This is a genomic window from Halomonas sp. EF61 (assembly GCF_040147045.1).
GTDB lineage: Bacteria > Pseudomonadota > Gammaproteobacteria > Pseudomonadales > Halomonadaceae > Halomonas > Halomonas litopenaei.
This window is the reverse complement of record NZ_JAMSHM010000002.1, coordinates 598458-623550: the sequence shown is the minus strand read 5'-3', so window position 1 is coordinate 623550 and position 25093 is coordinate 598458. Positions and strand designations below refer to the sequence as shown.

Annotated in this window: 23 protein-coding genes; 13 read left to right on the top strand and 10 right to left on the bottom strand. The window is 63.0% G+C overall.

Features of this window, described 5'->3' with window-relative positions:
• Positions 1–6 precede the first annotated feature (6 nt).
• Positions 7–567, top strand: a complete 561-nt coding sequence (locus NFI08_RS11700; protein WP_108449694.1) for a DUF1415 domain-containing protein — start codon at positions 7–9, stop codon at positions 565–567.
• A 40-nt stretch (positions 568–607) separates the two neighbouring features.
• Here the strand turns inward: NFI08_RS11700 and NFI08_RS11695 are convergent, their stop codons facing one another.
• Positions 608–1483, bottom strand: coding sequence for an aldo/keto reductase (locus NFI08_RS11695; protein ID WP_108449693.1), 876 nt, complete (start codon positions 1481–1483; stop codon positions 608–610).
• Positions 1484–1732: 249 nt separating this feature from the next.
• On the opposite strand from NFI08_RS11695, the gene NFI08_RS11690 reads away from it, so the two are divergent.
• Positions 1733–2161, top strand: a complete 429-nt coding sequence (locus NFI08_RS11690; RefSeq protein ID WP_045991908.1) for an OsmC family protein — start codon at positions 1733–1735, stop codon at positions 2159–2161.
• A gap of 112 nt (positions 2162–2273) precedes the next feature.
• Here NFI08_RS11690 and NFI08_RS11685 read toward each other — a convergent pair whose 3' ends face one another.
• Positions 2274–3002 (bottom strand): gamma-glutamyl-gamma-aminobutyrate hydrolase family protein, encoded by a 729-nt coding sequence (locus tag NFI08_RS11685; protein ID WP_349589513.1) that lies wholly within the window; start codon positions 3000–3002, stop codon positions 2274–2276.
• Positions 2995–3990 carry an amidoligase family protein gene (locus NFI08_RS11680; protein ID WP_108131539.1) on the bottom strand — a complete coding sequence of 332 codons (996 nt, stop codon included), beginning with the start codon at positions 3988–3990 and terminating at the stop codon, positions 2995–2997. The genes NFI08_RS11685 and NFI08_RS11680 overlap by 8 nt, the downstream gene beginning before the upstream one ends.
• A 105-nt stretch (positions 3991–4095) precedes the next feature.
• Between NFI08_RS11680 and NFI08_RS11675 the strand changes: the two genes are divergently transcribed.
• Positions 4096–6441 (top strand): mechanosensitive ion channel domain-containing protein, encoded by a 2346-nt coding sequence (locus tag NFI08_RS11675; RefSeq protein WP_213230335.1) that lies wholly within the window; start codon positions 4096–4098, stop codon positions 6439–6441.
• Positions 6442–6700: 259 nt separating this feature from the next.
• Positions 6701–6976, top strand: a complete 276-nt coding sequence (locus NFI08_RS11670; protein WP_052704282.1) for a glutaredoxin family protein — start codon at positions 6701–6703, stop codon at positions 6974–6976.
• Between the two features lie 226 nt (positions 6977–7202).
• On the opposite strand, the gene NFI08_RS11665 is transcribed toward NFI08_RS11670, so the two are convergent.
• Positions 7203–7607 carry a VOC family protein gene (locus NFI08_RS11665; protein WP_108449691.1) on the bottom strand — a complete coding sequence of 135 codons (405 nt, stop codon included), beginning with the start codon at positions 7605–7607 and terminating at the stop codon, positions 7203–7205.
• A gap of 566 nt (positions 7608–8173) precedes the next feature.
• Here NFI08_RS11665 and NFI08_RS11660 point away from each other — a divergent pair.
• The 3 genes from NFI08_RS11660 (at position 8174) to NFI08_RS11650 (ending at position 12174) form a co-directional block, all read left to right on the top strand.
• Positions 8174–10753, top strand: a complete 2580-nt coding sequence (locus NFI08_RS11660) for a hypothetical protein (RefSeq protein WP_108449690.1) — start codon at positions 8174–8176, stop codon at positions 10751–10753.
• Positions 10754–11254: 501 nt separating this feature from the next.
• Positions 11255–11701 (top strand): Xre family toxin-antitoxin system antitoxin, encoded by a 447-nt coding sequence (locus NFI08_RS11655; protein WP_045991913.1) that lies wholly within the window; start codon positions 11255–11257, stop codon positions 11699–11701.
• On the top strand, positions 11701–12174 hold the full coding sequence (locus NFI08_RS11650) for an RES family NAD+ phosphorylase (protein ID WP_108131542.1): 474 nt from the start codon (positions 11701–11703) through the stop codon (positions 12172–12174). Before NFI08_RS11655 ends, NFI08_RS11650 begins: the two co-directional genes overlap by 1 nt.
• 110 nt (positions 12175–12284) lie before the next feature.
• On the opposite strand, the gene cdd is transcribed toward NFI08_RS11650, so the two are convergent.
• The 6 genes from cdd to NFI08_RS11620 form a co-directional block, all read right to left on the bottom strand.
• The gene (gene cdd, locus NFI08_RS11645) at positions 12285–12725 is read right to left on the bottom strand and encodes a cytidine deaminase (RefSeq protein WP_349589506.1); all 441 of its coding nucleotides are present in this window, start codon (positions 12723–12725) and stop codon (positions 12285–12287) included.
• Positions 12722–13468, bottom strand: coding sequence for a purine-nucleoside phosphorylase (gene deoD / locus NFI08_RS11640; RefSeq protein ID WP_045991916.1), 747 nt, complete (start codon positions 13466–13468; stop codon positions 12722–12724). Before deoD ends, cdd begins: the two co-directional genes overlap by 4 nt.
• Positions 13469–14725: a phosphopentomutase gene (locus tag NFI08_RS11635; protein ID WP_213230322.1), complete on the bottom strand. Its 1257-nt coding sequence runs from the start codon at positions 14723–14725 to the stop codon at positions 13469–13471.
• Complete coding sequence (deoA, locus tag NFI08_RS11630) at positions 14722–16062, bottom strand: thymidine phosphorylase (protein ID WP_108449686.1); 1341 nt, start codon at positions 16060–16062, stop codon at positions 14722–14724. The genes NFI08_RS11635 and deoA overlap by 4 nt, the downstream gene beginning before the upstream one ends.
• A complete protein-coding gene (gene deoC / locus NFI08_RS11625) occupies positions 16062–16850 on the bottom strand; it encodes a deoxyribose-phosphate aldolase (RefSeq protein WP_108131547.1) in 789 nt (262 codons plus the stop codon). Before deoC ends, deoA begins: the two co-directional genes overlap by 1 nt.
• 80 nt (positions 16851–16930) lie before the next feature.
• Positions 16931–18196 (bottom strand): NupC/NupG family nucleoside CNT transporter, encoded by a 1266-nt coding sequence (locus tag NFI08_RS11620; RefSeq protein WP_045991920.1) that lies wholly within the window; start codon positions 18194–18196, stop codon positions 16931–16933.
• A 392-nt stretch (positions 18197–18588) separates the two neighbouring features.
• Between NFI08_RS11620 and NFI08_RS11615 the strand changes: the two genes are divergently transcribed.
• The 6 genes from NFI08_RS11615 (at position 18589) to cyoE (ending at position 25005) form a co-directional block, all read left to right on the top strand.
• Positions 18589–19353 carry a DeoR/GlpR family DNA-binding transcription regulator gene (locus tag NFI08_RS11615; RefSeq protein ID WP_253029265.1) on the top strand — a complete coding sequence of 255 codons (765 nt, stop codon included), beginning with the start codon at positions 18589–18591 and terminating at the stop codon, positions 19351–19353.
• An 814-nt stretch (positions 19354–20167) separates the two neighbouring features.
• Positions 20168–21145 (top strand): ubiquinol oxidase subunit II, encoded by a 978-nt coding sequence (cyoA, locus tag NFI08_RS11610; protein WP_045991922.1) that lies wholly within the window; start codon positions 20168–20170, stop codon positions 21143–21145.
• A gap of 3 nt (positions 21146–21148) precedes the next feature.
• Positions 21149–23131, top strand: coding sequence for a cytochrome o ubiquinol oxidase subunit I (cyoB, locus tag NFI08_RS11605; protein ID WP_045991923.1), 1983 nt, complete (start codon positions 21149–21151; stop codon positions 23129–23131).
• Positions 23132–23133: 2 nt separating this feature from the next.
• The gene (locus NFI08_RS11600) at positions 23134–23763 is read left to right on the top strand and encodes a cytochrome o ubiquinol oxidase subunit III (RefSeq protein ID WP_045991924.1); all 630 of its coding nucleotides are present in this window, start codon (positions 23134–23136) and stop codon (positions 23761–23763) included.
• Between the two features lies 1 nt (position 23764).
• Positions 23765–24091, top strand: coding sequence for a cytochrome o ubiquinol oxidase subunit IV (gene cyoD, locus NFI08_RS11595; protein WP_045991965.1), 327 nt, complete (start codon positions 23765–23767; stop codon positions 24089–24091).
• A gap of 14 nt (positions 24092–24105) precedes the next feature.
• Complete coding sequence (gene cyoE / locus NFI08_RS11590; protein ID WP_261394999.1) at positions 24106–25005, top strand: heme o synthase; 900 nt, start codon at positions 24106–24108, stop codon at positions 25003–25005.
• The last annotated feature ends 88 nt before the right edge of the window (positions 25006–25093 follow it).

The following is a 25093-nucleotide window of genomic DNA, read 5'->3' as shown; positions in this document are numbered from 1 at the left end:
CTCGCCATGTCCGACACAGAGGTATCACCCGGCGTTGCGGCCACCGCAGCCTGGGTCGAGGAATTCGTGGTTGGCCTCAACGTCTGCCCCTTCGCCGGGCGTGAGGTCACACGCGGATCGATTCGCTATATCGAGGTCGACGGGCGCAGGCTCGAGGACGCCCTGGTGGCGCTGATGGAGGCCTGCCACCACCTCGAGACGACACCCGAGGTGGAGACCAGTCTGCTGGTGTTCACCCGAGGGCTTGCCGACTTCGACGACTATCTCGACGCCCTGGCCATGGCCGAGGCATTGCTCGCCGACCGTGGCTACGAGGGCGTCTTCCAGCTGGCGAGCTTCCACCCTGACTATGTCTTCGACGGCGTGGATGATGATGATCCGGCCAACTTCACCAATCGTTCTCCCTGGCCGGTCTGGCATCTGCTGCGTGAAGAGGGTCTGGAAAGGGCGCTGGCCCACTATCCCGACCCCGAGGCTATCCCCGAGCGCAATATCGAAAGGTTGAGGGAGATCGGCAGCGACAGTCTGGCCGAGCGGCTGGCGGAATTGAAAGCGCGCTTTCGCTGAGCCGAAGGCGCACTCAGCTCTCTCATCAGGTTGGACCCACCTAGACGATATCCAGCGGCACCTTACGCTGTGGCGCCGGATACAGGGCGTCGAGTCGCGCAAGTGTTGCCTCGTCCAGGGTTACCTCCAGCGCCCTGGCGTTGTCGTCGACGTGCTCGGGGGAGGCGGCCTTGGGAATCGCGATGACCTCGTGCTGGCCCTCGACCGGTCGGATGGCCCAGGCCAGCAGCAGTTGCGCCGGGGTCAGGCCGAGGTCCGCGGCGAGCTCACCAAGTTGCGGGTCGGCCAGGGGATCTGCGCCGACGGCGCCGGCCTGGGCCAGCGGACAGTAAGCCATCAGCGGCATCCGTTGCCGGCGTTGCCATGGCCTCAGGGCAATCTCGATTCCCCGCGACGCCAGATGGTAGAGGACCTGGTTGACCGCGCAGTCGCCGCCACCGGGCAGGCGAGCCAGCGTCTGCATATCGTCCACGTCGAAGTTCGACACACCGAAGCGACGAATCTTGCCGGCAGCGACCAGGCGATCGAAGGCCTCCAGCGTTTCGTCCAGTGGGATGCTCCCCGGCCAGTGCAGCAGGTACAGATCCAGGTAATCGGTGCCCAGGCGCTCAAGACTCGCTTCGCAGGCGGCGATGGCGCTGTCGCGACCGGCGTTCCAGGGGTAGACCTTGGAGACCACAAACGCCTGGTCGCGGCGACCCTGGATGGCCTCGCCGACCAGGCGTTCGGCGGCACCGTCGCCGTACATTTCGGCGCTGTCGATCAGCCGCAGACCTCGCTCCAGCCCACGTTGCAGGGCGGCGATTTCCTGTCGCCGGGGCGCACGCCCTTCACCCATGTACCAGGTGCCCTGGCCCAGGGCAGGCAGGGCCTCGGCGGTGCTTCCGGTTTCCAGCAGAACCTTGGCAGTCGTCATGTCGCACACCTTTGCGGAATAGTTTTCCAGAGATGCGATCGACTATCGCAGCCATGACCGTCGGCGCGCAAGACGAGGCTGGACAGACCTCGGTACAAGATGCATGGTGAAGTCATCAGTTGTCCCGCCAGGGATGATTGGCCCCGCAGGTACCGCCCATCGATGGGAGGTGGCGGGGCGAGCGCCTCAGGAAGAGGCGCCACCGTAGTGTGTTTACCAGCCCGTGTATCTCAACTGGAAGGAGTCGTCATGAGTATCACCAACACCGCATCCGCGCAGTGGAAGGGCAGTCTCAAGCAGGGCAAGGGCGTTGTGTCCACCAACAGCGACGCGCTCAGCGATGTTCCCTATGACTTCAAGCAGCGCTTCGAAGGCCAGGCCGGGACCAATCCGGAAGAGCTGATCGGTGCGGCCCACGCCAGCTGCTATTCCATGGCACTGTCGATGATTCTGGGCGAGTCCGACCTTGAAGCCGACAGCATCGACACCAGCGCCGAGGTGACCCTCGATGAGGTCGACGGTGGCTTCGCCGTGACCAAGGTGCATCTGACCACTCGCGCCAGCATCCCCGGCGCCGACGAGTCGGTGTTCCAGGAGGCCGCCGAGAAGGCCAAGGCCGGCTGCCCGATCTCCAAGCTGTTGAACGCCGAGATCAGCCTGGACGCCAAGCTGGCCTGATCCGGCCGGGTCGCGTCAGCGACGTCGTTGCCACGATGTTGTTGCCACATGGAAAAGCCCGCCGATTGGCGGGCTTTTTCGCGCAGCTGCATTGACCCTCGAAGGCTCGTGCTCAGGAGGCGTTTTGCGTGGGACGTTCGGCGCGGGGTTCCGGTGGCACCTGGCGCTCGGCGTGGGGCTTTCTCGCCGCGTCGACCAGAGCGCGGATGAGTCGTTGCTGGGGGCGATTGAAGATCAGGAATTCCGGGTGCCACTGAACCCCCAGCAGGAAGTCGTGCTCACGGGACTCGATCCCCTGAACCAGGCCGTCCCGGTCACGTGCCACGATATCGACACCGCGACCGGTGTGTTCCACCGCCTGGTGATGAAGGCTGTTGATGCGACACCAGCTGACCCGCAGCAGCTGATGTAGTCGGCTACCCTCGACGATGTCAACGGTCTTGCGTGGCAGCACGGTGCGCCGGCGCTTGAGCCCTTCGTGGGTGGTGTAGATGTCGCTGTCCAGGGTGCCACCCAGGTGGACGTTGATCAGTTGCGAGCCGCGGCAGATACCGAGTACCGGTGTATTGCGCGGGATCTCGCGGGCCAGCAGCTCGAGTTCCAGTTCGTCACGTTCTGGATCGACGCGCACGTCGAGCTGCATCTCGCCGCCGTACAGATGCGCCTGGATGTCATCACCTCCGCCGACGATCAGGCCATCGAGCCGGTCCGGTCGTGGCCGCGACGGCGATAGCCTGAGCGGTTTGCCTCCATGGCGCCACACCGCGAACCAGTCGAAGCACCAGGCCAGCAGGCTCTTGTGGTCGGAGGTGGAAATACCGATCACCGGGCGTTCAGCCATCCTTGGAGTCTCCCTTGAGCTTGTGCTTTATCTTTTGCCACAGCGAGCTGTCGAGGTGACGGGCTCGATACTCCGCCATACGCTCATGCAAGGTCTCGGGCGCGCAGGCCAGGCGTTCTACCTCGAGCCAGCGGTTCCATTCGGTCACCGCGCCCCAGTCGGCTTCGGAAAGCTGAGCGTTGGGCAGACGGTAGTGAAAGGTGGGTCGCGGCTGGACAAGTTCCTTGCGAAACAGCTCGTGGGGATGGTCGGGCCTCAGGTGGGCGAACAACGGCAGCATGTCCAGATCGCGGTTGCGAGTGTCGTTGTCGGCCAGATAGTCATCGATCAACTGGTCGATATCGGGAGCATAGTCCTCGTCGAACAGCTTGAGGCAGTAGCGTTTGTGGAAGGGATTGGCGTGGGGCAGCACCTCCCGGGTGATATCGACCCGGATCTGTTCGCGCAGCCAGTCGGCGGACAGCAGGTAGGCGCGCAGATAGCGCAGGATGTCCTCGGCCTCGAGACTCGGGAGCTCCGGATTCAGATGCAGACCGAAACCGTACATCAGGCTGGCCTCGGTGCCCTTGGCGCCGTGCTCGCGCAGTCCGTCGAACAGCGCGTCGAGCTTGTCGAGCTCATCCCAGGGGACCGGGGGGCAGACGATCTCCGTCGGCACCAGTCCGGTGACCATGTCGCCAAGCAGCTCGCGAGAGCGACGGTCGAGGTCGCGGCGCATGCGATCCCAGTCGTCGCCGGGTGTCTTGGCCGCGTCCTCGGGTGATTCGGGGTGGACGTACTGAGAGTCCAGTTCGATCTTGAAGTCGCCCCACTGGGTGTCGCTGACCTTCATCCGGTGGGCGCTCTGGACCTCGATACGACCGTCGAACAGGGACTGGACCATCTCTGCGGTGGCCATGGGGTCCAGGCCGGCGAACTCGATTTCCACTCCCACCTTGCGGATGTCTCCGTCGGCGGTGGTGGGCTCGGGTGGCGCTTGAGCTTTCATGGCGGCATCCTGATAAGGCATTAGTGGGACGTTACTTCGCAGACTACCATAGGCGGTCACTTTTCATCGGCGGCGGCGCCGAGTCCTCACCGGCAGGGAGCACGAATGTTGCTGCATAGAAGTAAAATAGTTCACATATTTCAATGGTTTGTGCTTCTCTTTCTCATTGGGGCATGTATTTTGCCCGTTCAGGCGTCGGCCCAGGGCCTGGCGCTGGAGGCCCTGGCCGGGGGCGGTGAACAGGCCCCACAGGAAGCCTCCTCCGAAGAGCTGCAGCGATCCCTGGATACCCTGATCCAGACGCTGGAAAGCGACCAGAGCCGTCAGGAGTTGCTCGATAGCCTCAGGTCACTGCGCGACGCGGGCCAGGCCGCAGCGGAAACCGGCACCAGTTCCCAGGGACTGCTGGGGGCGCTTGCCGATACCTTCACCGAGCTTGGCGAGCAGGCCGAAGGGGCCGGTTCGCCCATGGCCCAGTGGCGCGCCAAGCTGGCGGAGGGCTGGCGCGATATCAATGGCCTGATCGCCGACACCAGCCATAGCGAGCTGGCCCAGTTCGCCGTGGAGTTCAGCATCCTGCTGACGATCTGGGGTGGCATGGTGATCATCCTGGTGGCGCTGGGGCGTTTGATCGGGTCCCGCCGGGGCTGGCCGATGGACCTGCCGAGAGAGCCCAAGGCGTGGCTGCTGGCGGCTCACTTTCTGCGCCGCATGCTGCCCTGGGCGCTGGCCTTTCTGGCGGTGCTGGGGGTGTCACAGCTGGTGCCCGGCAGCGCCGGGCGCACCGTCGTATCGGTGATCGCCTACGCCGCACTGTGCGGGCGCATCCTGTCGGTGGTGGTCGAGATCGTCATCTCGGTGTTCACCCGCGGGCATCGCTATACCGCGGTCAAGCTGCTGCAGCAGCGGGCTCTGCGTCCGCTGTTCGTCATCGGCGCACTGATCGCCCTCGGCGACGCCTTCAAGACCGAACGTCTGGTGGACCTGCTGGGGGTCGACCTGTCCTCGCTAGCCTCGGTGCTGGCCAATATCCTGGCCGCGGTGCTGACCTTCCGCTTCATCGTTCGCTTCAAGCGGCCGATCAAGCATCTGATTCGCAACCGCACCTACACCATCCGCAGCGATTGCTCGAGTCCCACCGAGGTCACTCGGGTGATCGGTCGGCTGTGGCATATTCCCGCGTTGCTGCTGGTGGGGGCCTCGCTGGTGGCGATCTTCGTCACCGGAGGCGATGTCGGTACCGCACTGGCCCGTTCGATCATCAACGCCGCCCTGCTGGTGCTGACGCTGGTGGTCACCGCGCTGCTGCGCCGCCAGAACGAGCGTCATGACCACAGCCGGGGTCGCCACCGCCACCACAGCGAGTATCGCCGCCGGCTCGAACGTTTCGCCTATACCCTGGGGCATGTGCTTGCCTGGCTGGTGTTCGCCGAGCTGTCGCTGCAGGTGTGGGGCGGCTCGCTGGTGGGCATCGGCCGCGAAGGGGTGGCCAGCGTGCGCATCGGCCAGGCGATCCTGGCGATCGCCTTTACCGTATTGCTGGCCTGGCTGGTGTGGATCTTCGCCGATACCGCCATCCAGCGGGCGCTGACCTCCTCGGCGCGCTCGCGCGGGCGTCGGGTCAACCAGGCGCGGGCCCAGACCATCACCCCGATGATTCGCAACGTGATCTTCGCAGCCATCGTGATCATCGCCTCCATCGTCGGCCTGGCCAATCTGGGGGTCAACGTGACGCCGCTGCTGGCCGGTGCCGGGGTGATCGGTCTGGCCATCGGCTTCGGCGCCCAGACCCTGGTGCAGGACCTGATCACCGGCATCTTCATCCTGATCGAGGACTCCCTGGCGGTGGACGACTTCGTTCAGATCAATGGCCACATGGGCACGGTGGAAGGGTTGACGCTCAGGACCGTACGCCTGCGTGACCTGGACGGCATCGTGCATATCCTGACCTTCTCGCGTATCGACTCCATTCATAACATGTCGCGGCAGTTCGGCGTGGCGCTGATGAAGATCCGCATTCCCTTCGACATGAAGATCGACGACGCCACCACCCTGATGCAGGAGACCGCCCGGGATCTGCGCCAGGATCCGATCATGCGCCACCACATCTGGTCACCGCTGGAAATGCAGGGTATCGATCGTTTCGAGGATGGCTGCGCGATCCTGCGGATGCGCTTTCGCACCTCGCCGGAAATGCAGTGGGACGTGGCCCGTGCCTTCAACATGCTGCTCAAGCAGCGCATGGAGGAGATGGGCGTCGAACTGGGCGCGCCGCGCCTCAGCGTCAGCATGGAAGGCCGTGGCGGCGGGCGTCTCGATGGTACCACCAGCGAGGGCGAGGCCGACCACCAGGGGCGCGATGCCAGCGGGCGCGCCCGAGGCCAGGCCGGGGTGGCAGACCCCCATCATCAAACCAGTGCTACCGGCGCCTCGCCCGATCCGGGGACCTGACGGCGTTGTGCTGTACCCCGCATACATTGCACTGAGGTGAGAAAAGTCGGGAAAGGCTGTCAGGAACTCGTGAGTGTCGACACCAAGTTAGCAAGTCGGGCGGCGGCAAGGTCTGGTACCAAGGCTCAGCGCCAAGGTTGAACCTCCGGAACGCGCCGTCGCCTGCACCAACTGTTTCGGGTGTCGTCGACTCTTGAAGGGAGTGACGTCACCGACCACATCGTCAACGAGCGGTATCACCCACGAGGGAGTCGTCACCATGACCGTTGCCAAGGATCTCGCGCTTTACCATTTCGCCCACTGCCCGTTCTGCGCCTTTGTGCGCCGTGAACTCGACAAGCTCGGCGTCGAGGTGGATATCCGCGACGCGGGCGCCAACCCGGCGCACCGCAAGGCACTGAAGGAAGGCGGCGGCAAGATTCAGGTGCCGTGCCTGCTGATCACCAATGAAGACGGCAGCGAGACCTGGATGTACGAATCCATGGACATCGTCGCCTACCTGAAGAAGCGCTTCAGCAAGGGAAAGGTGGCCTGAAGCAAAGCGTCTGACGTCGTGGGGCTCATGAACCCAAAGCGGCCTGAAGCAAGCGCGGCCACCACTTGGGACAAACGAGCCTTCGAATCGCGTGGCGTCACCGCCAGTCTCGCCACGCGAAAGACACTACAGCACGTCTGATGGAACCGATCTCAGGCAAGTCCAGCAAGCCTTGTGGCCACCAGTGGTGGCCTTTTTTGCGTCCGGCTGGCTGCGGCAGCTGCAGTCAATCGACTCCGTTTTCCAATCTCACATCGTCGGGGGGCGAGTCATCGGCGGGTGACACCAGGTGGATGATATTGCAGGGGCTGGTGATCCAGAACGAGTTGAATTCTTTCGGCAGCTGCTCGATCTCGTCGCAGCGCTGACAGCCACGCTGTTCGAGGTAGCTCGAGGCGGCCTGGATGTCGCTGGCCAAGATCTGAAGCCAGATCTCCGCCTGGCTCAAGTGCGGCTCGCGATCCAGCCACAGTATCTTGTCGCCGAAGGCAAAGCGTGGCGTCTCCCGGTCACCGGGGGGCGTCAATTCCTCGAACTTCAGGATCTCGCGGTAGAAGGCAACGGTCGCCTCGTACTCGTGGGCCGGAATCTTCATGGCGATATTTTCGCCGGGAGAGAAGTTGGCATTCATCTGTGAGACCTCGATGCCAGCAGCGGGCGTGGGTGAGATCTGAACACGGCTGGCCCCTACCCGGGTGGCGATGGGGAACTCCCAGGTAGCAGTGCTTCAGAGATCGCCCGGCGGCGCCCCATCGCCACAGGATGGTCGGGGCAGATGAAGCTGCTGCAGGCGGTAGGCAAGGACATTGGTGAGTATAGCCCTGTCGGGCCATCGAGACTCGGCGGGGCGTCTTTGCGGAGAAGCGTTCTTGAAAGGAAAGGAGGCTGCAGAGAATCTGGCCCATAATTTCCGCTACCTAGTAGGCAAAGGTAGCGATGGACGCAATTTCATCTTCGCTGGTGCATCGATTGTAAGCCTAGACTTTGTCGGTGATTCCCCGGCATGACCGAGCCCGGCGAGCACTGTCAGGCTGGGCAGGTCGTCGTGCAAGTAACTGCAATGCCTTGGTCAACGACTATGAGGTGGAAGGCGGAAAAGTCCGTGGACGAGCTCCAGCGGATGTTGGATGACGCTAAACTTCATGAAAGCTGACGGAAACGGCTGCCCGTTCGAGCTTCAACTCAGGAGTGAGGCCTATGGCAGATAGACGCGAACTGCCCTCAGAGATTTCTTTCTCGCCTACAGACACTCTGTCTGGGCTGGGAAGTGCAAACCGTGAGCTTCTCGCTACCTGCTTAGCATTGTTCGATGACAGTCATTGGCAACGCCGTCTGGCTAAGCGCGCTGAACAGAATAGCGAACGCGCGGGAGCTATCGGCCGGCAGCTTGGCCAGTGGGTTAAGCGGAGGCGCGGAAGCCAGTCCCAAGACGTGCTGCCACGCTTGAGCGCGCCTGAGGCAGTGGAAGGGGCCAGAGAGCTCAGCGAACGTCAGCGCTACTGGCTAGAATCCGAGCACAATGATCATTTGCTTAGGCTGCTGCTATGGGTTCGCTTGCGAAATGCGTTGGGTCTGCCCGCGCGGCTGACCACTACTTTCCGAGGCTGCGGTTTCCTGGCGGATGATCTGACGGCGCGATTGATTCATGTGTTGGACCCACCCAAGTTGGTTGACTCGGGGCGTCGTTGGCTCCAACAGCGGGGCTGGTTGGCGAAGGGGCAGCACGCCATCACCCTGGATGATGTGGTTTTTCCGGTCTTGGACGAACTGCTTGAGCAGACGCTTACGGATGAGGAAGCTCCGCCCACCGCTGAGCAGCGTCGTGAACTGCTTAGACGCGCTGTCGCTTCGCTCGATGCGCTGGATGAACAAAGTCACCAGCGGCTTTTGGACGAGACACAGGCAAATCGTCATAACGATGCTGCGCTCCGCAAGGCGCTGCTGCTTGGAGGCTCTCTTGGCACTTTTGGTGCCGGCGTTAGTGCGGCGGGCTTTTCGGCCTACATCTTGGCCGCTCAGGCCTCAGCCTTTATTCCTCTGGCCAGTGGGCCTCTCCTGGTCTCGATCGTTTCTGTGCTGTCCAACCCGATCACCATTCTGACCGTTGCGGGTGGGGGCGGGTGGTTGTTCCTGCGCTCTGCACGCGACAAGATCAGGGCTGCGGTGGCGGCAAGAGTGGTCGCTATGCTCACGCTGCAGGGTAAGCTGCAAGGCCCATCCGGCCTCGACTCCGCCAGGAGTTGCTTTGCTCTGGCGCCGCATCTGTCCAGCGTTGTAGGAATCCGTGATGAGGAGTTCCAGCGCTATCGCGATGAGTGGCAGCGCCTAGCTGTCGTAGCCACTCACTCTGTCGCATTACCGCCCGATGACGTACTTGAGGCCATGGCCCAGCCATTGCCATCGTTTATCTCTGATGATGATATCGCCATTGACCCTCGGATTAGCGGGGAAACGCACCAGGTAAGCGAGCGCTCGACAGTAGCCGCGATGGCAACGCTCACGGTGGGTGATGTGCTCTATTCGGTAGCAGCCGTTGATCCCACTGTGCTCGAGGCGGCCAACTTTGTGCGCAGTGAGGATATTGATGGAAGCCTCAGCTTCGCTGAGATGGCTGTTCAACTGCTTTCTGGCGGTGAGAGGGAAGTATTGGGTGGTGTCAGCCAGCTCAAGGGCTACGTGGCAGAGCGGGCTGTCGCTGCCCAGTTGACGGCCGCAGGTCATACCGTCAGCCTACCGGAGACCGCCAATCAGCCGGGCTGGGATATCTTGGTCGATGGTCAGCCATTTCAAGTCAAGTTTCATGCCACCTTGGATGGCTTGAGAGAACACTTCGAACGGTATGACTATCCTGTTATCGCAAATGCTGAACTGGCCTCCCAGATACCCGAGGAGTGGGCAGACAACGTCTTTTTCATCGAAGGCTTGAGCAACGAGGTGGTTAATCAGGTCACCCGCGACTCCTTGGGCGCCGGTGTGGAACTGCTCAACCCCAGTGTAATCAGTCTCGCCGGCACAATCAGCGTCGCAAGGGGCCTCATCGCTTACCGGCGCGGTCAGCTTACCGGAAAGCAGGCCGTGGAGCAGGTGCTGTTCGACGGTATGGTACGTACGGGACTAGCCGCTGGTGGAAGCGTGGCAGGTGCTTCCCTGGGTATGCTGCTGTTCGGCCCTGCCGGCGCTTTGGTGTTTGGATCAGGGTCGCCCGCGCTGGCACAGATGACGGCCCCCCAGTTGACCGAGCAACTGCGGCGGATCAAGGCGAAGGCCCACCGTGAGTGGGAGTTGCAAGCTCACCGGGACCTGGATGCCCTTCAGCAGCGCGTCGTGAAAGCATTGGCTGATAAACAAACTCAGTTGAACCAGAAGCTTGGTTGTCTGCCTGATAGCCGGGAGGGAGGCTACTTGGCTTGGCGCCTTGAGGATGACCACGCCTTTTGCGGTGAGTGCCTCCAGCGACTGAGTCTTCTTGCTGGCTCGGGTAGGCTGTATCCAGAGCAAAGGTTAGCCGACACTTTGCGAGTAATAGCCATGTGCGGTGTACACCCGGCGATCTATCAGACCGAACTCCACGCCGTAAATGACAGGCTCAAGGTGCGCCCTGGCATGATGGAGTGGTTGAGCAAGCAGCAACTTGTTGAGGTCGCTAATGCAAGCCGAGGCCTTGCCGAAGGAGCATGGCAGTCTGCCAAGGGCATGGCAGAGGAGCACGAGTTGCGTGGAAAGGTGCAAGAGATTTCGAATGGGTTGTCGGAACGCCTTCGTCGTAGGAGAAAGTAGCGGGATGGGTAGACGGTGCTGACACCAGTGAGCGAAGACGCAATCAAGTGATAGAGAGCGCAAGCCGAAGTGCGTGATGTCGCTGCCAGTCTCGCCACGCGAAAGACTCCACCGCACATCTGATAGATCCGATCTCAGGCTAGTCCAGCAAGCCTTGTGGGCCACCCGTGGTGGCCTTTTTTGCGTCCGGTGGGCTGTGGCAGCCGCATGCGGTTGGCTCAGTTTTCCTTTGTCATATCGTAGGGGGGCGAGTCATCGGCGGGTGACACCAGGTGGATGATATTGCAGGGGCTGGTGATCCAGAACGAGTTGAATCCCTCGGGCCGGTGCTGCCCGCTGGCGGTGACGCGTTCAGCTGTGCGGTGGCGAGTCGGCGAGGGGGCACCCTTGCTGGGCTTAGGTCATATTGATGTTGGTAAAACTTCGATCTGAGGTATGCTGAAGCGTACAGGTGGGAACGTTGCTGGCGCCGTGCCAGCGAGTGAGCGCCGGGAGACCGCGATGGAGCTTCTCGAAAAGGACCGTGCAGCGGGTGGCGGGGTGATGGCGCAGATCGACCTGCCCCGCGAGGTGTACACCGATTCAGCCGCTTTTATCAGAACCGTCAGGCAAGGGCTGCCGGGAAGCGTGCTCAAACAGGCGATTGATGCACTGTCGGCCGACCGCGATCTCTTTGTACGACTGCTGGAGACGGACTCCGGCAATCTGCATCGCTTCTACAAGCGCAAGGCGCTGGGGCGTGCGCAAAGCGAAGAAGTGCTCGACACGCTGAAGTTGTTTGTCGAGGTAGGTGAGGTGTTCGCTGACGAAGCGGTCGGTCATCAATGGCTGCACGCCGAGGTACCCGCACTCGCCGGCTCGCGCCCGATCGAACTCCTGGATACCTTTGCTGGCCGTGAACTGGTACGACAGGTGCTGCGCAAGATCAGTCACGGCGACTTCAGTTGATGAGGCTGTACCGTATCGCTCCTGAGCGTTTTCTGGCCAACCTGTCCGGGCGCGGTGCCAGCTATCACGATGGAGCGCGCTGGAATGACCCCGGCCATCCGGTGCTGTATTTCGGTACCAGCGCCTCCGTCGCCATGCTGGAAATGGGTAACTATATTCCAGACCCGCGATTGGTCCCGAAGGATTTTCGCCTGGGCATCTATGACGTACAAAGCAGCGCCGTCGAGAAGGTCGGAGTCGATGAATTGCCTGATGGCTGGGACCTGTTTCCCCCTCCTGAACACACGCGGCGACTCGGTACCGCGTTCCTGTCGGCGGCCCGCAACTTGATACTGCTGGTGCCAAGTACCGCTGCTGCGGGTATTGATCAGGTGGCGGTGGTGAATCCGCTGCACCCGGACATGGATAAAGTCTCGCTCATCGACATCCGGGCACGGATCTACAATCCGAGGTTGTTTCAGGGCATCCAGTAGGGCTCCGGTTGCCGAGTCAGTTCGTTTGGCGCTCCGGCAGGTCTGCCAGGCAAATCGAGCCGATTCGGCAATGCCAGAGCGGACAACTCCGAGGAAGTGAATTCGCTCGCCTAGCTGGCGAAGGCGGAGTCCTTGCCCAGGTTTTCCGGCCCGAAGGAGTCCGGCAGCAACTCGTCCATGGTGTAGCGCTTGAGCAGTTGGCCGTCCGCGTCCACCACCCGGATCAGGGTCTCGGGGGAGGAGAACTCGCGCAGGCGCTGACGGCAGTCACCGCAGGGGGTGCACAGATGCTCGCCGGGACCGATGACGTAGACCTCCTTCAGCCGGGTCTCGCCGCTGGTGACCATGGCGGCGATGGCCGAGGCCTCGGCGCACAGCCCCTTGTAGTGGGCGACCTCGACGTTGGCGCCGACGTAGCGGGTTCCCGAGTCACTGATCAGCAGGGCGCCCACCGGGTGGCTGGAGTAGGGCACGTAGGCGCGGCCGCGTACCTCGATCAGCGCCTTGACGATATCGGCGTCGACGGTCTCTGGCGTCCTTGGATCGCTCATCGGGTAGTCTCCTGGCGGCTGGTTTGCTGGCGGTCGTCCTCGAGCACGGCCTCGAGGGCGATGGTCATCATCTCGTCGAAGCTGGTGGCGCGCTCGTCGCTGGAGAGGCTGTCGCCGTTGACGATATGGTCCGATACCGTGCAGATGGTCAGGGCGCGGGCGCCGAATTCGGCGGCGACGCCGTAGAGCCCGGCGGCCTCCATCTCGACGCCGACGATGTCGAACTTGCGCAGGCAGTCGATTAGCGCCGGGTCCGGGTGATAGAACAGGTCGGCAGAGAAGATGTTGCCGACCTTGACCGGGGTGCCCTGAGCGCCGGCAGCGTCCACGGCGGCGCGGGTCAGGTCGAAATCGGCGATGGCGGCGAAGTCGAGGCCGCGAAAGCGCGAGCGGTTGACGCCGGAGTCGGTGCTGCCGCCGAGGCCGATGATCAGGTCACGTACCTTGACGTCGTCGCGCACGGCGCCGCAGGAACCCACGCGGATCAGCCGTCTGGCGCCGAATTCGGTGATCAGTTCCTTGGCGTAGATCGATACCGAGGGGATGCCCATGCCGTGGCCCATGACAGAGATCTCGCGTCCCTTGTAGCGGCCGGTGTAGCCGTACATGTTGCGCACCTCGTTGACCAGGCGCGCATCCTCGAGAAAGGTCTCGGCGATGTATCTGGCGCGCAGGGGATCGCCGGGCATCAGCACGGTGTCGGCGAAATCACCACGTTCGGCCTTGATGTGGGGGGTAGCCATCTAAGCTCCTCGTCTATCCAATGCTCGTTTGCGCTCGATAAAGCTCTCACCGTCGGCCATGGGGGCAAGACCGAAATAGCTCGCCAGGCTCTGGCCGATGTCGGCGAAGCTCTGCCGACGCCCCAGCGATCCCGCCGGAAGCCCGGCGCCGCTGGCCAGTACCGGGATGAACTCGCGGGTGTGGTCGCTGCCTTGCCAGGTGGGGTCGCAGCCGTGGTCGGCGGTGATCACCAGCAGATCGTCGTCGGTCAGCCGTTCGAGCAGCGCCGGCAACTGTCGGTCGAAGGCTTCCAGCGCCGCCGCATAGCCGGAGACGTCGCGGCGATGGCCGTAGACCATGTCGAAGTCGACGAAGTTGGTCATGATCAGGCGCTGGGTGTCGCTCGCCACCGGTTCATCCATGGCCGCCAGGGTCGCCGCCATCAAAGCGTCATGGCCCGACGCCTTGATCAGACGACTGATGCCGCAGTGGGCGTAGATGTCGGCGATCTTGCCGATGGCCACGACCTCGCCGCCGGCGTCGTGAAGCTTCGACAGCACCGTGGGCGAGGGCGGCTCGACGCTGTAGTCGCGACGATTGCCGGTGCGCTGGAAGCTCGCGGCGTCGTCACCGACGAAGGGGCGCGCGATCACCCGACCGATATTGTAGGGCTCGAGCAGCCGCCGGGCGGTCTCGCACAATGACAGCAGGCGCTCAAGGCCGAAGCTGTCCTCATGGGCGGCGATCTGGAAGACGCTGTCGGCGGAGGTGTAGACGATGGGCTTGCCGCTGGCGCAGTGTTCTTCACCCAGACGGGCGATGATCTCGGTGCCTGAGGCGTGGCAGTTGCCCAGCACACCGGGTAGCGCCGCCTCCTCGATCAATGCCTTGAGCAGTAGCGGCGGAAAGCTCTGCTCCCTGTCCTCGAAGTACCCCCAGTCGAAGCGCACCGGGACCCCGGCGATTTCCCAGTGCCCGGACGGGGTGTCCTTGCCCGAGGACACCTCCATGGCGTGGGCGTAGGCGCCGTCGACCTCGCCCAGCTGGATGCCTGCGGCGCTGGCGCCGGTGGCCTCGCGGTGGGCGTGATAGAGCCCCAGGCGGGCCAGGTTGGGAAGTTGCAGCGGGCCGCGGCGGCCACGGTCGTCGGCCTGCCCGCGGGCACAGGCCTCGGCGATATGGCCCAGGGTATCGGCGCCGGCGTCGCCGAAGCGCTCGGCGTCGGGGGCAGCACCGATGCCGAAGGAATCCATCACCAGCACGATCGCGCGGCTCATGGTGTCTCTCCCGTTATCGAAGGATCGCACAAGGTCTCGTGCACCAGTGGCGGGGGCGTGCCCTCGTCGCCGAAGGTGAAGGCCTCGCGTACCCGTGCCGCGAGTCTGTCAGCGTCCGCCTGGCTGGCGGCGTGAATGCGCGCCAGCGGGGTGTGACGGTCGACCGTCTGGCCGATGGCGGCGATGGCGTCCAGTCCGACACGATGGTCGATGGCGTCGCCGGCACGGCGGCGCCCGCCGCCCAGCTCGACCACCGCCATGCCCAGCGCCTTGACGTCCTGGCGTGCCACCCGTCCCGGATGCTCGGCCAGGACGTCCTGGATCACCGGGGCCGGGGCGGGCAGGGCGCCTGCGTTTTCCAGCAGGTCGGTCGGTCCGCCAAGACCTGCCACCATGCGCTCGAAGCGCTCGGCCACGTCGCCGCTGGCCAGGCGTGCCTCGAGCTGGCGTTCGGCGTCCTCTTTGGACGTCGCCAGTCGGCCGGCCAGCAGCGCTTCCACCGCCAGGCGGCGGGTCAGCGTCAACAGCCGCGAATCGCGCTGCTCACCGCGCATGATCGCCAGGCACTCGCGTACCTCGATGGCGTTGCCGGCGCTTTCGGCCAGGGTCTGGTTCATGTCGCTGAGCACCGCCGTGGTCGGGGTGCCGGCACGTCGGGCGACGTCGGCGATGGTGGCTGCCAGGGTTCGGGTCTCGTCGTCGTTCGCCATGAAGGCGCCGTTGCCGATCTTGACGTCCATGACCAGGGCATCGAGGTTTTCGGCGAGCTTCTTGCCGAGGATCGAGGCAACGATCAGCGGCAACGAGGCAACGGTGGCGGTGACGTCGCGCACCGCGTAGAGGCGCTTGTCCGCCGGCGCCAGATCGCCGCTCTGTCCGACGATGGCCACACCGACGTCCTTGAGCAGGCGCTCGAAGGTGGTGCGCCGAGGAGTGACGTCATAGCCGGCGATGGCCTCGAGCTTGTCCAGGGTGCCGCCGGTGTGGCCCAGACCACGACCGGAGATCATGGGCACGTGGGCTCCGCAGGCGGCGAGCCAGGGGCCGAGGATCAGCGATACCGGGTCGCCCACGCCGCCGGTGGAATGCTTGTCGAGGATAGGCCCCGGCAGGTCCAGCTGTCGGTAGTCCAGCACGCTGCCGGAGTCCCGGGTCGCCTCGGTCAGCGCCACCGTCTCATCCAGCGTCATGCCGTTGAGATAGGTGGCCATGGCGAAGGCGCCGATCTGCTCCTGACCGGCGCTGTCATCGGCGATGGCCATCACGAATTGGCGGATGGCCTCGCTGGACAGCGCCTGGCCGTCACGCTTGGCGGCAAGAATATCCTGCAACAGCATCAGTAGCCTCCGGACTGGCCCCCGCCGTCGACACCGACACCGGCGGTCATCAGCAGGTTGTCGAGCAGGCCCGAGGCGCCGAAACGGAAGGTCTCGGGACGGGCCCAGTTGGCACCCATGATCTCGGCGGCAAGCTCCAGATAGACGGCGGCGTCCTCGACGCTGCGAACGCCCCCGGCGGCCTTGAAGCCGACCGGGCGGTCCGCGTCGCGGATGACTTCCAGCATCACTCGGGCGGCCTCGGGCGTCGCGTTGACGGCGACCTTGCCGGTGGACGTCTTGAGGAAGTCGGCACCACCGGCGATGGCCTGCTCGCTGGCCCGGCGGATCAGCTCGGCGTCCTTCAACTCGCCGGTTTCCAGGATCACCTTGAGGGTGCGGCCGCTGGCGGCGGCCTTGCACATCTCGACCAGCTCCTGGCCGATCTGATCATCGCCATTCATGAAGGCGCGGTAGGGGAAGACCACGTCCACTTCGTCGGCACCGGAAGCCACCGCTTCGCGGGTAGCGCGGGCGGCTGCCATGACATCGTCTTCGCCGTGGGGGAAGTTGGTCACGGTGGCGATCTTGACCTGGCCGCTGAGGTTGTGGGCGGTGAGGGCGCGCCGCGCCGGCACCACGAACTGCGGATAGATGCACACCGCAGCAGTGTGGCCCAGCGGCGTCTTGGCCCGCTGGCACAGGGCCTCGACGACATGGTCGGTATCGTCATCGTTGAGGCTGGTCAGATCCATCAAGGACAGTGCCTGGCGAGCGATCACGGAGGGGTTGGTCGACTGGGGGGACATGGGAGGCTCCTGGAGTGGGACAGGCCGCCGCCTCGGGCGGCCGAAGATATGAGGGCGGGCGCTGGATCCGCGACGTGGGATCAGGCGCCCAGGGTCATGAAGAAGCCGGCGATGCAGGCCGACATCAGGTTGGACAGGGTGCCGGCCAGTACCGCCTTGAGGCCATAGCGGGCGATGTCGTGACGACGGCTCGGGGCAATGCTGCCGAGCCCGCCCAGCAGGATGGCGATGGAGGACAGGTTGGCGAAGCCGCACAGCGCGAAGGACAGCACCGCGGCGGTATGGTCGCTCATCACCTCGCCGGTGGCGGCCACGAGCTGCTCGCCGTCGATATAGGGGGCCAGGTTGATGAAGGCGACGAACTCGTTGACCACCAGCTTCTGGCCGATGAAGGACCCCGCCAGGGTCGCCTCTTCCCAGGGAATGCCGAGCAGGAAGGCCAGCGGCGAGAACACCCAGCCCAGGATCAGCTCGAGGCTGAGATCCTCGAATCCGACCCAACCACCGACGCCACCGAGGATACCGTTGAGCAGGGCGATCAAGCCGATGAAGGCCAGCAGCATGGCGCCCACGTTGGCCGCCAGCTTGAGGCCAGACGAGGCGCCACCGGCGGCGGCGTCAAGCACGTTGGCCGGCTTGTCCTCGTCCTCGATGACCTCGGAGACGCGGTCGGCCTTGTCCGCCTCGGGATCGGTCTCCGGCATGATCAGCTTGGCGAACAGCAGGCCGCCGGGGGCCGCCATGAAGGAGGCGGCCACCAGGTATTCCATGGGGATGCCGAGTGCGGCGTAGCCGGCAAGCACCGAGCCCGCCACCGAGGCAAGGCCACCGCACATCACCGCAAATAGCTGGGAGGCGGTCATGCGGGCGATAAAGGGCCGCACGACCAGCGGCGCCTCGGTCTGGCCGACAAAGATATTGGCGGTGGCGGACAGCGACTCGGTGCGTGAGGTGCCGAGCAGCTTCTGCAGCGCGCCGCCGAGCAGCCGCACGACCCATTGCATGATGCCCAGGTAGTAGAGCACCGCCGTCAGCGACGAGAAGAAGATGATGACCGGCAGCACCTTGACCGCGAACACGAAGCCGACGCTGTCGGCGTTGGCCAGGCCGCCGAACAGGAAATCGATGCCGTCGTTGGCGTACAGCACCACCTGGCTGACGGCGTCCGATACGGTCTTCAGGACCTTCTGGCCAAAGGGCACGTAAAGGACGAAGGCCCCGAGACCAGCCTGGATCAGGAAGGCGCCCCCCACGGTTCTCAGGCGAATGGCACGGCGGTTGTAGGAGAACGCGACGGCGATGGCGATCAGGGTGGCCATGCCGACCAGGCTCATCAGGAGTGTCATAGGTTCCTTCGCCTCATCAAAATATGAACGTTGAAGAATAGATCATCGCACTTCGGGCCTGGTCTGGCGTCCCGCATCGCGTTGATAGCGGGCAATTGCCTCGAACGGGGCGGAAATCTCTTATGCCGAATGGGGTATCAGAACAGGAATTATAGAGGTGATGGGGCATGGCGGCGGCTCGTGTCGAGTGATTGTTGTCGAGCGGAATTGGCCGGCACGGGCTGGGCCCATCCGTCAATGAGTGTATAGTAACACTTGATGTGAGAAAAATAACATTTGTGCAGTGGCGTTTTCTTACCTGCCCGGGCACTGGCTGAACCCGGTAGTTCAGGGCATGCTTATTGAAAAACGACGGCAGCAAGCCATGACCGTCGAGGCGCGGGGGAGAATCCATGAATCAGCGCAGTATTCAGCGACAGGAGCGCCTTTTGCAGGCGCTCGCCGGAGGCGGCAGCCTGAGGCTGGCGGACGCCGCCATCCTCTGCGGTGTGTCAGAGATGACCCTGAGGCGCGACGTGTCCACCAAGGACAGCCCTCTGATGCTGATGGGCGGGCATCTGGTTCGCCGCGACGACCCCCACTTCACGCCAGTCTACGACCTGGAAACTCAACAGGATCGCGGCGCCGATATCAAGGCGCGTCTGTGTCGCCGCGCCAGTGGCTACGTGGAAGACGGCGATACCCTGTTTATCGATTGCGGCACCACCCTGGTGCCGATGATCGCAGAACTGGCCAGCCGACGAGACCTGACGGTGGTGACCTACGCCCTTAACGTGGCCAATGCGGTCAGCCATTTCGATGGTATCCGACTGATCCTGCTGGGCGGCGTCTATCAGGGCGTCTCCCAATCCTTCGACGGCGAGGATATCGCCCGCCAGGTCCGGGGACTCGGCATCAATCGCGCCTTTCTCTCCGCCGCCGGGGTGCATGCCGCACGGGGCCTGAGCTGCTTTCACTTTCATGAAGTGGCGCCCAAGCAGGCCGCCATCGAAACCGCCGCCCAGCGGATCCTGGTATTCGACGACAGCAAGTGGGGCGTGCTGCGTCCCGCCTTCTTTGGCGCCCTGATGGACGCCGATGTCATCATCACCCACGGCGAGGGTGCCGCAGGCCTGTCACGTACGCCGGAAGTGGCGTCTCGGCTGGTTCATCCCTGATTCCCCGGTTTCGGTTTCTTGCCCAGCGTGGATCCTTGGCTTGTGGATTCTTGGCTTTTCAGTCACTGACGGCCTTACTCGATAGCGGTCCCCTGGGCGCACGGTTGCGCCTCTCGTTGTGGTCTATCCCTTCTGCTCGAGCCTTCCCTTGGCCCCCTTGCTGATCTGGCCCTCGTCGCCGATTCGCTCTTTCATGACCAGGCCCACGGTGAGCCGGCCCTTCCTTATCTGACACTTCACAGTCTGGCTCTCTCGGCATCGTCATCGCTTTCGTCCTGGCGTTGGGTCGATGGCGTCTGGTAGATGGCGTCGGGGGAGATAACGTCAGACGATAGCGCGGCGCAGCTTATCGTTTTTTTCCATCAGACCGCCTTTCCCATGGGGGCGAGGTCGGGCCTCGCTGATACGGTTCCTGGTGGTGCTTGCTGGGTGTGGTGTTGGGTCGCAGGGCAGGTTCTGCTGGCTCAGGCAATTGGCCATTTGTGCACTGTTGCGACGTCTGGGTGCGACAGATCAAGGAAAGGTGCGACACCCCTGCGGCAAATCGTCGCTTCTCAAGTCTGGTCGCTCTGTCGACAATACGCCCCGGTCGCATTCCATCTACTTCTTTTGTTCAGGTGTCGACGTCTTGTCGTGGTACCGAGGCAGGGTAGGGGATGCGAAATTTTGCGGGTCTAGTCCGTGGTTCGGCACATTTCATGCAACTTTTGCCAAAGGTGCATGCAATGTTCCACCTCAGCGGCCCCTGCACATCGCGCGAGCCTGAGCTCGTAATCTCTGGTATTCCGCCTCCAAGCCCTGACGAGGTTGCTACATGAGAAGAAAGTCGTACCTGCGCGTGCTCAGCGTTGTGCTGATGCTGGCGCTGCCCCTGTTGCTGGCGGGCTGCGAATCGGCGCTGCTCGACCCCAAGGGGGAGATCGGCCGTGAGCAGCGTACCTTGATCCTCACCGCCTTCGGTCTGATGCAGATCGTGGTGGTGCCGGTCATCGTGCTCACCCTGTGGTTTGCCTGGCGCTATCGCCGTGGCAACACCGATGCCACCTATTCACCCGACTGGGCCCATTCGACCAAGATCGAGGCCATCGTCTGGTTCATTCCCTGCGTCATCATCGTCTTCCTGGCGCTGTTGACCTGGTACACCTCCCACAGTCTCGACCCGCACCGCAGTCTCGAGGCCAAGGAAGGACAGAACGAGCCCATGGAAATCCAGGCCGTATCGCTGGACTGGAAGTGGCTGTTCATCTACCCGGAGCAGGGCATCGCCACGGTCAACGAACTGGCCTTCCCCGAGGACACTCCGGTGCGCTTCCGGGTGAGCTCCGGTTCGGTGATGAACTCTTTCTTCATTCCGCGCCTGGGTAGCCAGATCTACGCCATGGCCGGCATGGATAACGACGTTCACCTGATCGCCGAAGAGCAGGGCGTCTATCCGGGCCGCTCCACCAACTACAGCGGTGCAGGCTTCTCCGAGATGACCTTCGACGCCCACGTGGGTTCCGTCGAGGACTTCGAAGAGTGGGTGGAGAAGGTGCGTTCCTCGTCCGATACGCTGACCTTCCCCGAGGAGTACTACGATCTCGCCACGCCAAGCGAGGACAACGAGGTCCAGTACTTCTCCGAGATCACCCCGGCGCTCTATGAGCGCATCATCAAGAGCTTCCTGGCCGGCGGCAAGCATGCCGAGTTCGTCGAGACCTACGGCGGCGTGGTCAACGGGCACGGCGCAGGCGGCCATGGCGACGAGAGCGAGTCTCACGGCGAGTCCATGAGCGCAGAGGCAGCGGAGTAAATCATGTTTGGAAAACTGACGTTAGACTCGATTCCGATCCAGGAGCCCATCATCATGGTGGTGGCGATCGGTATCGCCCTGGGCGGGATCGCCGTGGTCGGCGGCCTGACCTACTTCAAGAAGTGGGGCTATCTGTGGCGCGAGTGGATCACCTCCGTCGACCACAAGAAGCTCGGTATCATGTACTTCCTGGTCGCGCTGGTGATGCTGATCCGTGGCTTCGCCGACGCCATCATGATGCGTACCCAGCAGGCCATGGCCTCGGCCGGAGCCGAGGGCTATCTACCGCCTGACCACTATGATCAGATCTTCACCGCCCACGGTGTGATCATGATCTTCTTTGTCGCCATGCCCATGGTCATCGGTCTGATGAACCTGGTGGTGCCGCTGCAGATCGGCGCGCGCGACGTGGCTTTCCCCTTCCTTAACAACTTGAGCTTCTGGCTGTTCGTTGCCGGTGTCATCCTGGTCAACGTCTCGCTGGTGGTCGGTGAGTTCGCCGCGACCGGCTGGCTGGCCTACGCGCCACTATCGGGGATAGAGTACAGTCCCGGCGTCGGGGTGGATTACTGGATATGGGCGTTGCAGATATCGGGGATCGGTACGACCCTGACCGGTATCAACTTCTTCGTCACCATCCTGAAGATGCGCACCAAGGGCATGACCCTGTTCCGTATGCCCATCTTCACCTGGACGTCGCTGTGCGCCAACGTGCTGATCATCGCGTCCTTCCCGATTCTGACCGCGACCATCGCGATGCTGACGCTGGATCGTTACCTGGGGACTCACTTCTTCACCAACGATTTTGGCGGCAACATGATGATGTACGTCAACCTCATCTGGGCCTGGGGCCATCCTGAGGTGTACATCCTTATCCTGCCGGCATTCGGGGTGTTCTCCGAGGTCATCGCGACCTTCGCTCGCAAGCGGCTGTTCGGCTACGGCACCATGGTGTGGGCGACCATCGCCATCACCTTCCTGTCGTTCATCGTCTGGCTGCACCACTTCTTCACCATGGGGGCCGGGGCCAACGTCAATGCCTTCTTCGGCATCATGACGATGATCATCGCCATCCCCACCGGGGTGAAGGTATTCAACTGGCTGTTCACCATGTACCGCGGTCGTCTGGAGTTCACCTCTCCGGTGCTGTGGACCATCGGCTTCATCATCACCTTTACCCTGGGTGGCATGACCGGTGTGATGCTGGCGGTACCGGCGGCCAACTTCGTGCTGCACAACAGCCTGTTCGTCATCGCCCACTTCCACAACGTCATCATCGGCGGCGTGGTGTTCGGCATGCTGGCGGGTCTGACCTACTGGTTCCCGAAGGCCTTCGGCTTCACCCTCGACGAGAAGTGGGGCAAGCGCTCCTTCTGGTTCTGGCTGACCGGCTTCTACGTGGCCTTCATGCCGCTGTACGTTCTCAGCTTCTTCGGTGCCGTGCGTCGCATGCAGTCCTATGACAACGGCGCCTGGCAGCCGTGGATGATCATCGCCTGGATCGGCGCCGTGCTGATTCTGTGTGGTATCGCCTGCACCGTGATCCAGTTCTACGTCAGTATCCGTGATCGCAAGAAGAACCAGGACGTCACCGGCGATCCCTGGGATGCGCGTACCCTGGAGTGGGCGACCTCGTCTCCCGCACCGTTCTACAACTTCGCGCATCTGCCCGAGATCAAGGACATCGACGACTTCTGGAACCAGAAGCAGGCCAACGGCGGCAAGGCCGGCGTGTCCAAGGGACCGTACAAGGACATTCACATGCCCAAGTACACCTGGGAAGGTCCGGTGATCGGTCTGATCTCCGCGGTCTTCGGCTTCGCCCTGGTGTGGCATATCTGGTGGCTTGCCATCGTGACCGCACTGGGCATGTTTGCCACCTTCATCGCGCGTATCTTCAACGATGACGTCGACTACTACGTGCCGGCCGCGGAAGTCGAGCGTATCGAGCGCGAACACCAGAACCGTGTGGAGATGCAGGCATAACCATGGCAACCGACACCCTCAACCAGCAAGGTCATGCCCACGGGCATGACCATGATCACGACCACGACCATCATGATGCCGCGGGCACCAAGGTCTTCGGTTTCTGGGTCTATCTGATGAGCGACCTGGTGATCTTCGGGTCACTGTTCGCCACCTACGCCGTGCTCCTTCGGGGCACGGCCGATGGTCCGACCCCGGGCGAGATCTTCCAGCTCCCGTTCATCCTGGTCGGGACCTTCCTGCTGCTGTTCTCGAGTTTCACCTACGGCATGGCGGTGCTCGCCATGAACGCCAATCAGGCATCCAAGGTGATGAAGTGGCTCGGGATCACCTTCCTGCTGGGCGCGGCCTTCGTGGCGCTGGAACTCTATGAGTTCCGTCACCTGATCCATGAGGGCTTTGGTCCGGATCGTTCAGGCTTCCTGTCGGCCTTCTTCCTGCTGGTCGGTACCCACGGTCTGCACGTGACCGCCGGTCTGATCTGGATCCTGGTGATGATGATCCAGGTGAAGCAGCGTGGTCTCGACGATATGGTGCGTCCGCGCATCATGTGTCTGAGCCTGTTCTGGCACTTCCTGGACATCGTCTGGATCTGCGTCTTCTCCTTCGTCTACCTGATGGGAGCCCTGTGATATGAGCGGACACGCCAACGACCATCACAGCCATGGCAGCGTCAAGTCCTATGTGATCGGCCTGATCCTGTCCATCGTGCTGACCGTCATTCCCTTCGGGGCGGTGATGACCGGCGCCTTCGACACCTTCGCGACGTTGATCGTGATCGTCGGTACCGCGGTGGCTCAGGTGCTGGTGCAGCTCGTGCTGTTCATGCACATGAACACCAAGGCCGATGAAGGCTGGAACTTCATGTCCTTCGTCTTCACCGTGGCGATCCTGGTTCTGGTCATCGGAGGTTCCCTATGGATCATGTACCACCTGCATCGCAACATGATGATCGGCTGACGCCGACTCGCATGATGTTCAGGGACACTCTCAGGGACTACCTCACCATCACCAAGCCGGGCATCATCGGCGGCAACGTGATCTCTGTTCTGGGCGGCTACTTCCTGGCCGCCCAGGGCCAGTTCGATGCCATGGTGTTCCTGTCGGCGCTGTTGGGTCTGGCCCTGGTAATCGCCTCGGGCTGCGCCTACAACAACGTCATCGACAAGGACATCGATGCCTTGATGGAGCGCACCCGCAACCGCCCGCTGGTGCAGGGGCGGGTCAGCGAAGCGGCGACACTTCGGTTTGCCACCCTGCTGGGCATCGCCGGCTTCGGTCTGCTGGCGCTGGGGACCAATGCGTTGACGGTGGGTCTGGCGGCCTTCGGCTTCGTCATCTATGTAGGGGCCTACAGCCTCTACATGAAGCGCAATTCCGAGTTCGGCACTCTGGTCGGCAGCCTCTCCGGGGCAGTGCCGCCGGTGGTGGGCTATTGCGCGGTGACCGGCAGCTTCGATACCGGCGCCTTGACCCTGCTGGTGATCTTCAGCCTGTGGCAGATGCCGCACTCCTACGCGATCGCGATCTTTCGCATGGAAGATTACCGCGCCGCCAACATTCCGGTGCTGCCGGTGGTTCGCGGTATCGGTACGGCCAAGCACCATATCCTGGGCTATATCCTGGCCTTTATCGGTGCGACGCTGTCGCTGAGTCTGGCCGGCTACGCTGGACCCGGTTACTTCATCGTTGCCCTGGTGCTGGGCGTCTACTGGCTGTATATCGCGGCCAAGGGCTACCGTACCGACGACAACGTGCGTTGGGCGCGACAGGTATTCGGCATCTCGATCCTCACCATCACGGCGCTGAGCCTGATGATGTCACTGGACGCGACGCTGATGCCAAGCACGCCGATGTGGACCTCCATGTCCTGATCGGGTGGCGCTGAAACCGAAACCCCGCATCTTCACCGATGCGGGTTTTTTTTTGTGTTTATCAGTCGTATGGGTGAAGCGTGACTAG